The sequence below is a fragment of the Deltaproteobacteria bacterium genome (genome assembly GCA_016874735.1).
In the GTDB taxonomy this organism is placed as follows: Bacteria; Bdellovibrionota_B; Oligoflexia; order Oligoflexales; family CAIYRB01; genus CAIYRB01.
The window spans coordinates 13,839-26,158 of sequence record VGTI01000024.1 but is presented as its reverse complement, the minus strand read 5'-3'; the positions used below and the strand labels follow the sequence as shown (position 1 = coordinate 26,158).

The window sequence follows — 12,320 nt, the reverse complement described above, 5'->3', positions numbered from 1 at the left end:
GTCTTTGAGCGGTAGTACGCTTAGATTGCAAAGGCAATAGCCACGCCCGGTGTGGTAGCAAACCATCCACCCCACACTTGGCCGAGGACGCGCAGAACACGCGCTACGTCGGTCGGTGAATTCACATCAGGGGCGTAAGGCTTGTAGGCAGCAGGATCCCACTGGGTGGCTTCACCGTAATGGAAGTTACGAGACTCCATGCCGGCCACCATAATGGATTCGTTACCTGGTTTGAACGCCGTCGGCATAAACGCCTGCAAATTCGCCGGTGGATTACTGTAGAAAGCCGGGATGTTGATGGTCACGGTTTCGCCGGTAACTGCACTACGCACTGGTTTGCCGGCGACCATGGCCTGAATGTTACTGAGTGATGCGTCATTGATGCGCTGCCAAGGGAGTAAGCGCGCAGGATTTAGAAGCTGAAAGTCGTTCACATCGTTATTGCCCCGAGCCTTTGTAGCTGTCCAGGCAAGGGCAATCGTATCAACAGCGGATTTCAGGTGATTGTAGGCAACTGGCATATACTGGGTTGCATTTGGTAGCCGCGCAAAGAGATTAGGGTACTTTTTCACCACTTCCACGCGGTCCATCGCCGAGAGACCTTGCGGGGTGCGTGAGAACACAATGTTGATGCCCATTTTGTTGCCTAGCTTCTCACTGGCAGCAACGATATCGTCATTGTTAAACGACAAGAACACCAAAGTATTGTGGTAAATACTGTGGAGGCCCGACAGCGCGACATTCTTTTCGACGTCGGTGATCGTGACAAAACGGTCCTGACTATCGCTGAACCCCGCTGCGCCGTAGACGATGCGGTTATCCCACACGATGGGGTTGGCGCTGGTGATGGCTAGGCTCTCCAAGCGGCTGATGGCTGTGTCTAGCGCTTGGTTACCGACGAGTTGGCTGAAGAGGAAGCCCTGTAGTTCAGTGACCGAGTCAAAGCGCTTATTGATGCCTTGGTATGGCAGCATCAGATAATCGAAAATTGCGAGCCATGCACCTGTCCCGCTGCCACCGTTGCTCGGTGGTGGTGAGAATAGATTGATGCCGGCGGCCGTAGCCATGAGCGATGACACGAGTACTGAATCGGCAACCTTAGACTGTTTAGCGAGGTCATGAACGAGGTGACCCACGCCGCGCAGACCCTTGAGGGGAATGAGCTGTGCTGCGACAAAACGAAGATCGGCTGGATAGCTGGCGTAACCTTGATCTATTTGCGTCAAAAGTGCAGCAAAATCGTCGGGAGACTGTATGGCGACAAATTGCGCAATAAACTTTTTCATCTCTGGCGATTCTTGGTCTTCAGAAGCATTGCCAACGCGTCCGCCGCTTTTGCCCGCACTTTCAGTAGTAGACTTAGGCGATGATTTGCAGGCCATGGGCCCGGCCGCCATCATGGAAACGCAGAGCATCAAGACTGACTTAGGCACCTTCATAGAAACTCCTTCGCTATAAGCACAGGAATCAACGAGTGTCACGCCTTGACTCATGACTCGCATGCGTTTCGCATTAGTCTAACTGATAATGATTTAGTCTACTAGAATGCTGACTAAATATGTTACATTTTTATGAGTCACCCCTCCTTATTTTCCATCACTCACCGACAGGGATCTCTATGTTGAAGCGCCTATTCAAGCGTAAACCGATTCCACTTGAGTTACCCGAGGGATTTGAGATCAATCCGCCGCAATTTGACTTGGCGGAAATTAATTTCGCACAAGGGTTCGACGAGTCGCATTACTTTATGCCTGAGGAGCTGACGCACGTTTATCACACGCCCCACTACGGGGCGCTCTCGCCACGCGAGCGTCGTGACTACAATAGGCTGACGGCTTTGGCCCTGGCCGAGCAATTCATATTTCTCGAGGATTACCTGCTCGTACCGACCGTCGAACGTCTGCTCCGTAGCCGTAACGTCCGCTGTAGTGCCGGTATGGAGCAGTATCTCCACCAGTTTGTCTCCGAGGAACATAGGCACAGCGAGATGTTTTGGCGGACACTCGAGGCGGCAGCACCAGAGCGCTATCTGTCGCGGCGCTTTGCATTTGCCCGCGTGAAATCCAAGTGGTGGCTCCGTGAGGCGCTCTCGCGGTGGCCCGTGATGATGCCGCTATGGGTCTGGTTGAGTCTCCTTTTGGAAGAGCGAACAGTTTTTCTCGCGCGCCGCTTTAATCGGGCAGCAAACGTCAGCCCCCTCTTTAAGCAGGTCTTTGAGCTGCACATGACCGAGGAGCAGCAACATGTAGCCTTGGACGAAATCCTGATCGCTGCGATCTACACTAAACTGCCTCCGTGGCTGCGCCGCCTGCAAGCGCGTCTCATTCACAAACTCTTCGGTTGGTATGTCAATCCTAGGATATCGCCCCGTACCGTACTCGACGCTTTAGTCGAACTGCATCCACGACTAACGTCTTGGCGGAGTGAAGTGGCACAGTACATGAGGGAACCAGGAGCTAATCTAAGTTTCCGGCGCCTCAACTTCACGCGGCGCGTGCTGCCGCGGACTTACGCCTGGCTTGCCACATTTCCCGAGCTGCGTTCAGTTGTTGCCCTGCTTGAACCTGAGAAAATAAGCTTGCCCATTCGGGCCGCGGCTGTGTACTCAGGTGAGGCTCCGCGCGAGACAATGTAGGCTTTTCTGTTTACCCGTTTGATGAGTGTTTTTATGTCTATGTCAATGAATACATTAGTGAACCCACTGATCCGGTGCGCGACAGCTCTGCTGGCTCCCCTGCTGGCCTTGAGCAGTGGCTGTGACAACCCCAGGGACCCTGAGGTAGAAAAGCCTAGTCTAAACCTGCTGCCCCTCGACGCTGTCGATCGGGCCTGTCCCGAGCTCTTGTTTGATTTTGCCTCCGTCGGCGTGCCGGAATACGACCTCCTGTATACGTTCGTAGCGGTTGCTGGGACCACGGTGGGTACCAGCGACAACGTCCAGCGCTTCGATGGTGCGACGCTCAGGGTGCAACCCCGCAACTGCAAGTCTTTTCCGAGCGGTAGTATGGTGATCAGCACGCTGCAGGTGGCCAAGGTTGATAAAGACACCGGCCGCATCACGGCCGAGGTGATCTTTCTGGCCGACCCCGAGACCGGTTACTACAAGGCCAAAACCGACCAGACGAGAATTCCTGTTTATCCCGTAAAATTTGTTTATCCAGAGAGCCTCTTAGACGCGGCGATCCCCGATACGGACAAGGCTCTTGTCGGTGCGGTGATCAGCCAAGGGTGCCAGTTCAACCAGGTCGATGGGTTTACGCCCTGCAAGCCGTCGGACCCAAGCTTTGCTGGCCTCGACCAGTTCTACCGTGGACTTGAGGCGATGGAAGCTAACGTAGTGGGCGCCAAATATTTTGAAGATAAACAGATACTCGCGCGCCGCATCGTTCCCCCGCTGACGGCCCTGAAGAACGACGTTGCGTCGATGCCTGTCTATAAAGACACGGTGGCTCCCTACCAGCAGCGTTTGGGCGAGTTGAGCGTTACTAGCGGTAAGTCCTTTACTAAATCGAGGCAGGTTTCGTGGCTTGAGGCCGCCCCTGTGACCGACTACCTGCGCTCCGAGATTATCGGGCACGAGGGACGCCTGACTAAACTCAGGAATTTTAGCGAGGCAGCGATTGTGATCGTGCCAGTCGGGGCCGGGCAAGGTGCCAGTGAGTCGGTCTATGCCATCGAAGCTTCGCTGGAAAAGGCCAGCGCCTTTGTCCGTAGTCTAGATTGAGTCGCTGTCATGTATGTGACTCTCTTCCATAAACAAAGATAAAAACAGTATTTACAGATAGTTAAAAGCATTAAAAAGTCTTTATATAAAAAATTATTAATATACTTTTGCCTTTCTGCCGATAAGGGGCTAGGATCAGGGAATCACAACTTCTCGGGACCTATCCCATGGCAACCAAGGCAACGGACAAACTCAAACCCGCAGGGTTAGCTTCGGCTACCCGGCTGGTAGGCGCTTGCAAGGCGGTCGCCGAGCCTCTGAGATTTGAGGTGGTTCAGGTCCTCGGTAACGACACCTTTGGGGTGCAAGAGCTGGCACGAATCTTCGATATGCCGCAGCCGGGGATGAGCCACCATCTCAAGATCCTAGCCCGGTCGGAGCTAGTGCAGACGCGGCGCCAGGGTAACAGCATTTTTTATCGCCGCGCGCTCCAGCGCAGTGATGACGAGCTCGCCGGTTTTCTGGCAAGCCTTTACGAGACGGCTGACGCCTTGCCGCTTAGGGACGAGGTTAGGGCCAAGATTGCGTTAGTGCATGCTGAAAGGGCGGAGCAGTCGCGTGCTTTCTTTGCGCGTAACGCCAACAAGTTTAGTGAGAACCAGGCCCAGCTGTGTGACCTCGACCATTACCTGCCAAACTTGCGCGAGCTCCTCGACATGATGGAGCTCTCTGCTGCAAGCACAGTGCTGGAGGTTGGTCCGGGAGCCGGTGATCTTCTGCGCGAGCTAGCGCGCCGGTACGAGCAAGTGATCGCGCTCGACAACTCTGAGGAGATGCTGAGTATCACGCGCAAGAGCATAGGCAGCGTGCTGCGTGACCGTGTCACGTTCGTCAACGCCTCACTTGAGGACTTCGACGGCAAGGATGGCAGCCTAGACTGCGTCGTCTTGAACATGGTGCTGCATCATCTTCCGTCACCGCGGCAGGCATTTAACAGGATACGCGAGCTCCTGCGGCCTGGAGGCCGGCTGCTGCTTGCAGATCTAGGACCTCACGATCAGGAGTGGGTGCGCGAATCATGCGGTGATGTTTGGTTAGGATTCGATCCGCAAGAGCTAAGAGATTGGGCCTTGGGCGCTGGTTTTAGTGAACCACAGTCGCTTTACTTGGGGCTCAAAAATGGTTTTCAAATTCAAATTCAGTCGTTTCGTGCAAGCCATGAGGCTGCATTTCATTCATCGAAAGGAAGACAATATGACGAAGCCTGATTACAAAGTTGCCGACATGAGTCTGGCCGATTTCGGCCGTCGCGAGATCAAACTCGCCGAGCGTGAGATGCCTGCACTAATGGCACTGCGCCGTCAGTACCACAAAGTGCAGCCGCTCAAAGGCGCCAAGATTATCGGTTGCATTCACATGACCATCCAGACGGCCGTTTTGATCGAGACTCTGGTCGAGCTGGGCGCTGAAGTGCGCTGGTCTTCGTGCAACATCTTCTCGACGCAAGATCACGCTGCCGCTGCTATCGCTGCCCGTGGCATCGCCGTCTACGCCTGGAAGGGCCAGACGGTCGAAGAGGGTGACTGGTGCATTGAGCAAACCATCCTCAAAGACGGTAAGCCTTGGGACTGTAACATGATCCTCGACGACGGTGGCGACCTCACCGGCATGATCCACACCAAATACCCACAGATGCTCGCCAAAATCCACGGCATCACCGAGGAGACCACCACGGGCGTTCACCGCTTGATGGAAATGCTGGAAAAAGGCCTACTCAAAGTCCCAGCCATCAACGTTAATGACTCCGTCACCAAGGCGAAGAATGACAACAAATATGGCTGTCGCCACAGTCTTAACGACGCCGTTAAACGCGGTACCGACATGCTGCTTGCCGGCAAGAAGGCACTCGTTATTGGCTACGGTGACGTGGGCAAGGGCTCGGCACAAAGTCTACGCCAAGAGGGCATGATTGTTAAAATCACCGAGATCGACCCGATCTGTGCGATGCAGGCTTGTATGGACGGCTACGAAGTCGTGTCGCCCTACAAAAACGGCGTCAACACTGGCACGGCTGACGGCGTCGACAAGGATCTCCTGGGCCAGATCGACCTGATCTGTACCACCACGGGTAACGTCGACGTGTGTGATCGCTTCATGCTTCAGGCAGTTAAATCTGGTGCGGTGGTCTGTAATATTGGCCACTTCGATAGCGAGATTGATACCAAGTTCTTGCGTGACAACTACAAGTGGCAAGAAGTTAAGCCGCAAGTGCACAAGATCTTCCGCAATCCTAAGGACGAAGAAAACTTCATCCTCCTTCTCTCCGAAGGTCGTCTCGTCAACCTCGGCAACGCCACCGGTCACCCATCGCGCATTATGGATGGCTCCTTTGCCAACCAAGTGCTGGCGCAGATGTACCTCTACGAGAAGAAATGGGCCGACAAAAAAGACGAGCCGCTGTTCGTCAAAGTTCTACCCAAAAAACTCGACGAAGAAGTGGCCCGCAACATGGTCGAAGGTTTTGGTGGCGTCATCACCAAGCTGACCTCCGAGCAGGCTAAGTACATCAACGTCAAGGTTGAAGGTCCTTACAAGCTCGACAGCTACAAGTACTAAGTTTAGTCAGTTTGACCGAGCGCCTCCGGCAGGATCTTGCTGGAGGCGTTTTAGTATCAGTTTAGTTGAGTTGGAAGTGATGAGTTCGCTTGGACCGAACGACGTAATCAAATAAAATCTTCTTACCCCCAGACTGAGATAAGAGCCCATTAGTTGTAGTCATCGGGAGTTGATCATGCGTTCAACGATGTCCTTGGTTTTAGCCACCGTACTTGTCGGATCTGCGTGCAAGACTACTAGCGCGCCAAAAACAGCCTCGTCTACAGTCGCATCTGCTGGCAGCGGCGGCTACTCAGTTAGCTACTACACACCGGGATCGATGCCAGTTGAATGCAAGACGCCTCCTGGCTTTAATTTTAGTGACGGAGTGGCCGTGGTCGAAGGCGATCCACTTATCGACGGTGCCACATGCAGTGGCTGGTCAAGCGGCCTGCCTGATTGCACCAAAGTACTGCAGGAGAAGAAACTCTGCGGCACGATTTATAAGATTATCTACAACGGTAACGTCAAGCGCGGCTGGCTTACGGGCATTTGCCCTTGGGATCACCCGAACAATTCGGCCAAAGGCCAGTGGAATCCGTGCGGTCGCGGTCGCAGACACCTCGACTTGATGGACTCACTCTACTTTGGCTTAGGCCTTGGGGACGCGCAGAGCTGGGGTCCCGATCAAACGAGATCCCCTTGGCAGCAGAACCCGCAGGCGGCCTATGTCGAAGCCTACAAGGACGGCAAAGTGGAAGGCGTCTGGACCATCCACTAAGGCGCTGCCAGATTCGCGGCAAATGCGCCAGCTCTAGCGACAGCTTTGATTGGTGACCGGGTTCCATCCCCAGCCGTCATTGCTGTCTGCATGACTAAAATCGCAGTAACCTTGATCGTTAGCTGGTGGGCAGGAGCCTCCAGTGGCGGCATTCCATCCCCAGCCGCCATGGTTTTGGGCATCTGAGTAATCACAGCGTCCGTTACCGGTTCCCTCGTTGTGTCTCGCTCGTTTAGCACCAGCTAAAATTGCGCCGTACGGAGGAGCTCCGGCTCCCGCGAGTCCAGGGGACGAGACGGTCATACTAACTAAACCAATGATAGCGAACACGGTGCGATGGTTCATGACTTGATTGCCTTTCTAAAGCGGCCTGATGCCCGCCCTCCCAGTACTATATCGCAGCTAGTTTGGCTACTCCTCACCTCCGTCCAGATCCGACGTAACCGGTACCGCTTGGGGTGAGGTCTGCCCCATCGGCGGTAATTCCTGCACCATAGGGGAGCTGGTAGCTGGCTTAGCTTTTACCCAGATTTCCTCAAATCTTTTTTGATACCGAGCCACCACTTCGGGCTTGTCGAGATAAATCTGATTTTCATTATTTGCCATCGTCGCGTGATTGGTGAAGTTGAAGCTTCCCGTCTCGAGCATCGTGCCGTCGCGGATAATGAACTTGTTGTGCATGACGCCACGCTGGCGCCCGTAGCGGACGTCTACGCCGGCTTTGATCAAGGTTGTGACGAGCGAGTGCTCGCCCTTGCTCTGGCGCAGGTCAACCAGGACCCGTACGGGCATGCGCTTGGCGGCGAGGGCAACGTGGTGCACCAACTGATCTAAATTAATGTCATAGACGGCCAGATCTAAACTCTTTTTGGCCCCCAGAACAAATTTGACTAGTTTGGTGCCGCAGGGCTCATCCGGCGAAAAGCAGACCTCAAAGGCCTGGGGCTCAGCCGTCTGGGCCAGCTCGCCGTCGCTCACCGGCTGGGGGCGGGCTTTGTGCTTGGCACGGCGTGCCCAAGCCGGGATCGAAACGACAGCGAGTAGCAAGAGCACGGCGATGGCGCGTAGTGATCGGCGCATGGAGACCTCCAGGATTAAGAGTCATTATGGTGCCAAAGCTGCAGCCAGTTGCAAGGTCCGATCGGTGTCTTGCACAGATGTCAGCCGGGCCGAAAAAGCTGTTGCGATCGGGGACTAAGCGCGCTACACAGCCGTAGCGATTAGGAAGCCACTTAGATAGGGGATAGCGATGGGTCGTGTACTGATCATCGGCGCTGGAGGCGTCGGCGGCGTGGTTGCTCACAAGTGTGCGCAAGTACCTGAAGTTTTTGAACATATTACGTTGGCTAGCCGGACTCTGAGCCGCTGCGAAAAGATTCGGGACGACGTCTTGGCCCTGACTGGCCGGAAGATCGACGTGGCCAAGGTCGATGCCGACAACGTGCCTGAGACCGTGGCCCTGATTCGTAAAGTAAAGCCCGACCTCGTCTTGAATGTGGCGCTGCCTTACCAAGACCTAACGCTTATGGATGCCTGCCTTGAGGCTGGCGTGAACTACCTAGACACCGCCAACTACGAGCCCAAAGACGTCGCCAAGTTTGAGTATAAGTGGCAGTGGGCTTACAAGGACAAGTTTGAGAAGGCTGGCCTCATGGCCCTCCTCGGCTCGGGCTTCGACCCCGGTGTGACCAACGTCTTTTGCGCCTATGCGCAGAAGCATCTGTTTGACGAGATCCACACGGTGGACATTGTCGACTGCAATGCCGGTAGCCACGGTAAGGCCTTCGCCACCAACTTCAACCCCGAGATTAACCTGCGCGAAGTGACCCAGGACGGCAAGTACTGGGAGAACGGTAAGTGGGTCGATGTGAAGTCGATGTCGATGGCGGAGACCTTCGATTTCCCAGGCGTCGGCCCGCGTAAAGCATATTTGATTTACCACGAAGAGCTCGAGTCGCTCGTCTTGCACATTAAGGGACTCAAAAAGATTCGCTTCTGGATGACCTTTGGCGACGAGTACCTGACGCATATGCGCGTGCTGCAAAACGTCGGCATGACTCGTATCGATCCCGTCATGTACAAAGGCACCCCAGTCGTGCCGATGGAATTCCTCAAGTGCCTCCTGCCAGATCCAGCTAGCTTGGCCGAGGGATACACGGGCAAGACTTCGATCGGCTGTATCATCGAGGGCATCAAGGACGGTAAACCGCGCAAGGTTTTCCTCTACAACATCTGTGACCATGCAGAGTGCTACAAAGAAGTGCACGCTCAGGCCGTCAGCTACACTACCGGTGTCCCGGCGATGATCGGTGCGATGATGATGATGACTGGCGCCTGGAAGAAGGCTGGCGTCATGCATATGGAACAAATGAATCCTGATCCGTTCCTAGAAAAACTGGGTCAGCACGGCCTGCCATGGCATGTAAAGGATCTTTGAGATGAGCGACGTCAGCACGACCTCTGGAGTCAAGACGGGGATGTACGCAGTCGACGCGGCTAAGGTGCCGGATAGCCCAAGTTGGGTGATCGACCTGGCGGCGCTCGAGGATAATCTCCGCACTCTGGCGAGCGTCCAGGAGCGTGCTGGCTGCAAGATCTTGATTGCGCTTAAAGGCTTTGCGACGTGGAGCACATTCCCACTGGTGCGTCGTTACTTGAGCGGTGCGACGGCCAGTGCGCCGCATGAGGCCAGGCTAGCACATGAAAAGCTCGGTGGTGAGGTGCATGCCTACGCCCCAGCGTATAGCGATAGCGATATCGAAGAGTTGCTACCCATTTGTGACCACCTAGTGTTTAACTCGCTCGCCCAGTGGCAGCGCTTTAAACCACGGATCGAGGCGCACAACGTTGCTAACCCGACGCGTCGCATCTCGTGTGGCCTCAGGATCAATCCTGAGCACCGGGAAGTGGCTGTGGCTCTATACGATCCGTGTGCTCCAGGGTCCCGGCTTGGCGTCACCCGTGAGGCCTTGAATCCTGAACTACTTGATGGCCTCGAGGGTCTGCACTTTCACACCCTCTGCGAACTAGACTCGGACGCACTTGAGCGCACGCTCAAAGTCGTCGAGGAGAAGTTTGGCGCGTTTTTACCGAAACTCAAGTGGCTAAATTTTGGTGGCGGCCATCATATCACGCGTCCGGGCTATGATATCGACCGTTTGGTGCGATTGGTCCGTGATGTGCGCGAGCGCTACAATCTTGATGTTTACTTGGAACCTGGTGAGGCGGTGGCAATTCGCACCGGCGTCCTCGTTGCTACCGTGCTCGATATCGTTGATAACGGTGGCCCGATTGCCATTCTCGACACGAGTGCCACGGCCCATATGCCTGATGTCCTCGAGATGCCCTATCGTCCCGAGGTAGTTGGTGCCGGCAAGCCCGGGGAGAAGGCCTTTGATTACCGTCTTGGCGGACTTACTTGTCTAGCTGGTGATATGATCGGCGCCTATTCTTTTGATAAGCCGCTGGAGATTGGCCAGCGGATAGTGCTGCTCGATATGTCGCACTACACGATGGTCAAAACCAGTAACTTTAACGGTGTGCGTCTACCGTCCATTGTTCTTCGTCACAAAGACGGTAGCTACGAGCTGGTCAAGAAGTTTGGCTACGAAAGTTATCGCGATCGCCTTAGCTAAAAGTCTTTTTAAGGGGGTCGCGTGCGGTGGCGGCTTTTCACTCGCCGCCTTCGCCGCCGCCTTCGCCTCCCTCGGCGCCATCAGGTCCTTCGGCAGCCTCGTTGTCGAAGCCTTCTTTTTTCGCCTCCGGCGATTTTTCTTTGGCCTTGAACATATAGTGGACGACGCAAATCATGGATCCTGTCAGTAGATTGCAGGCTTCGCGGTTACGCATGTTGACGCAGCTATTGAGTAGCAGCGGCGTTCCAATGACACAGGCGCGGCCTTTGTTGCGGATTTTGGTGTCATTAAGAGGGCTCTTGTCGTCGCTTGGTTTCTTGATCAATGCTGGTAGAGCGACGCGGGTCACAAATATGCCCATCTCGCGGAGACTGCCTTTAAACTCGTTTGGAGTGACGGTTTTCGGATTGACCTTCATGAAATCCCAGAAGTCTTCGACGCGGTGGAAGTCTTTTCTGATCTTGAAAAAATGACCGCGGTATTTTTTGAGGGTATCGTTGATACGGGTGATTTTAGTGCCACCTGCATTGACGGTTTCATTGCCGGAGACTTTGCGTAGAAATTCGTACAGCTGGTCGAGTTTCATATCGACGAACTCGCTGATCATTTCTTTTGCTTGTAGCTTTGGTAGACCTTTGGTGGGGCCTTCGGCTTCGAAGTTTTGATCGACAATCTTATCGGCGACGGGATCAGGGGCGCCATCACCGCTAAAGCTGCTGCTTCCGGAGCCGCTACCTGAGCCACAGGCCGTGAGGCCAATGGTCACTAGACAAACTACAACGGTGGCGTGGAGCCTCCACTTGGGCGTGCTTCCTCTATGGTATGATGGACACATTGTTCATCTCCCCGGGCTGACACCCGGCCACCTCTAAAAAGAACATGTTTACATAGAACTCGCGTCCTTATCGGCAAAACCGCCAAGTAACTTTAGATAACCCTACAAAACGATGGAATTATAGGTGTTTTTAACTGGTTAAACACCCCGAAATTTTCTCTTAAAGTTTTACTTCGAGATGCCGATAGAAGGTGGTCTAAATTCTCGCCTTGGGGGCCATGTTCATGAGCGGCAATAAAAACAAACACTTCAACCTCCGCAAACAGCACAACTCCGACTTAATTCGGCGGATGCGCAACGGTGAGCCGCTCAATACCATCGACAGTAAGAGCAGCTGGTACCCACCGAGACCAGTGATCAAGAAAGATGAGAGCGAAATGGCGCGCGTTTACGGGACGTCGGTCACCGAGAAGGCCCAAGAGCTAACTCTCAGCGCCGTTCAAGATGGCGACGTGGCTGCGATTACACGGTTCCGCGCCAGTTAAAAAAGTGCTCAGTAAGTTTCCATCGCGACAGAACCGAGGTTCTTTTTCCCACGGTTGAGAATCTTTTTATCCAGTGATTTATTACTATACAGGCTGAAATTATTGCTCTGTTGGCTGGAGCGTGCCCTAGAGCGTTTAGCATGAGTGCTACGCTGAGGGGTTGCGCAGGCTACGAGTAAAAGGATTGCAGCGATACCTAGGGCTTTGCGCCGGATTCCGTGCGTGAACATAGTCTCTTCTCCCTCTATGGCCAGCAATCAGGGATGTGGGCCGTTCCCGGGCCGCACTGACGGCCCATGGGGGGTTTCGGCTAGCTGGTCACGAA

Annotated in this window: 13 protein-coding genes; 8 read left to right on the top strand and 5 right to left on the bottom strand. The window is 54.4% G+C overall.

What is annotated here, in order from left to right; all coding sequences use genetic code 11:
• Positions 1–20 precede the first annotated feature (20 nt).
• Positions 21–1,439, bottom strand: coding sequence for a hypothetical protein (locus tag FJ146_11050; protein ID MBM4252499.1), 1,419 nt, complete (start codon positions 1,437–1,439; stop codon positions 21–23).
• A 119-nt stretch (positions 1,440–1,558) separates the two neighbouring features.
• Here FJ146_11050 and FJ146_11045 point away from each other — a divergent pair, with 119 nt between their 5' ends.
• The 5 genes from FJ146_11045 to FJ146_11025 all read left to right on the top strand — a co-directional run bounded on the left by FJ146_11045 (position 1,559) and on the right by FJ146_11025 (position 7,040).
• On the top strand, positions 1,559–2,635 hold the full coding sequence (locus FJ146_11045; protein ID MBM4252498.1) for a diiron oxygenase: 1,077 nt from the start codon (positions 1,559–1,561) through the stop codon (positions 2,633–2,635).
• A gap of 33 nt (positions 2,636–2,668) precedes the next feature.
• The gene (locus FJ146_11040; GenBank protein MBM4252497.1) at positions 2,669–3,724 is read left to right on the top strand and encodes a hypothetical protein; all 1,056 of its coding nucleotides are present in this window, start codon (positions 2,669–2,671) and stop codon (positions 3,722–3,724) included.
• A 167-nt stretch (positions 3,725–3,891) separates the two neighbouring features.
• The gene (locus tag FJ146_11035; protein MBM4252496.1) at positions 3,892–4,932 is read left to right on the top strand and encodes a metalloregulator ArsR/SmtB family transcription factor; all 1,041 of its coding nucleotides are present in this window, start codon (positions 3,892–3,894) and stop codon (positions 4,930–4,932) included.
• Positions 4,919–6,280, top strand: a complete 1,362-nt coding sequence (locus FJ146_11030) for an adenosylhomocysteinase (GenBank protein ID MBM4252495.1) — start codon at positions 4,919–4,921, stop codon at positions 6,278–6,280. Before FJ146_11035 ends, FJ146_11030 begins: the two co-directional genes overlap by 14 nt.
• Positions 6,281–6,455: 175 nt before the next feature.
• Positions 6,456–7,040 (top strand): hypothetical protein, encoded by a 585-nt coding sequence (locus FJ146_11025; GenBank protein ID MBM4252494.1) that lies wholly within the window; start codon positions 6,456–6,458, stop codon positions 7,038–7,040.
• A gap of 33 nt (positions 7,041–7,073) precedes the next feature.
• On the opposite strand, the gene FJ146_11020 is transcribed toward FJ146_11025, so the two are convergent.
• Positions 7,074–7,385 (bottom strand): hypothetical protein, encoded by a 312-nt coding sequence (locus FJ146_11020; GenBank protein MBM4252493.1) that lies wholly within the window; start codon positions 7,383–7,385, stop codon positions 7,074–7,076.
• Between the two features lie 66 nt (positions 7,386–7,451).
• Positions 7,452–8,120, bottom strand: a complete 669-nt coding sequence (locus FJ146_11015) for a hypothetical protein (protein ID MBM4252492.1) — start codon at positions 8,118–8,120, stop codon at positions 7,452–7,454.
• Positions 8,121–8,289: 169 nt separating this feature from the next.
• Here FJ146_11015 and FJ146_11010 point away from each other — a divergent pair, with 169 nt between their 5' ends.
• Positions 8,290–9,477: a saccharopine dehydrogenase family protein gene (locus FJ146_11010; GenBank protein MBM4252491.1), complete on the top strand. Its 1,188-nt coding sequence runs from the start codon at positions 8,290–8,292 to the stop codon at positions 9,475–9,477.
• Between the two features lie 40 nt (positions 9,478–9,517).
• The gene (gene nspC, locus FJ146_11005) at positions 9,518–10,675 is read left to right on the top strand and encodes a carboxynorspermidine decarboxylase (protein ID MBM4252490.1); all 1,158 of its coding nucleotides are present in this window, start codon (positions 9,518–9,520) and stop codon (positions 10,673–10,675) included.
• Between the two features lie 37 nt (positions 10,676–10,712).
• On the opposite strand, the gene FJ146_11000 is transcribed toward nspC, so the two are convergent.
• Entirely contained in the window at positions 10,713–11,441 is a 729-nt protein-coding gene (locus FJ146_11000) for a hypothetical protein (protein MBM4252489.1), read from the bottom strand.
• Positions 11,442–11,734: 293 nt separating this feature from the next.
• Between FJ146_11000 and FJ146_10995 the strand changes: the two genes are divergently transcribed.
• The gene (locus FJ146_10995; protein ID MBM4252488.1) at positions 11,735–11,995 is read left to right on the top strand and encodes a hypothetical protein; all 261 of its coding nucleotides are present in this window, start codon (positions 11,735–11,737) and stop codon (positions 11,993–11,995) included.
• A gap of 8 nt (positions 11,996–12,003) precedes the next feature.
• On the opposite strand, the gene FJ146_10990 is transcribed toward FJ146_10995, so the two are convergent.
• Positions 12,004–12,225, bottom strand: a complete 222-nt coding sequence (locus FJ146_10990) for a hypothetical protein (protein MBM4252487.1) — start codon at positions 12,223–12,225, stop codon at positions 12,004–12,006.
• Positions 12,226–12,320 lie beyond the last annotated feature (95 nt).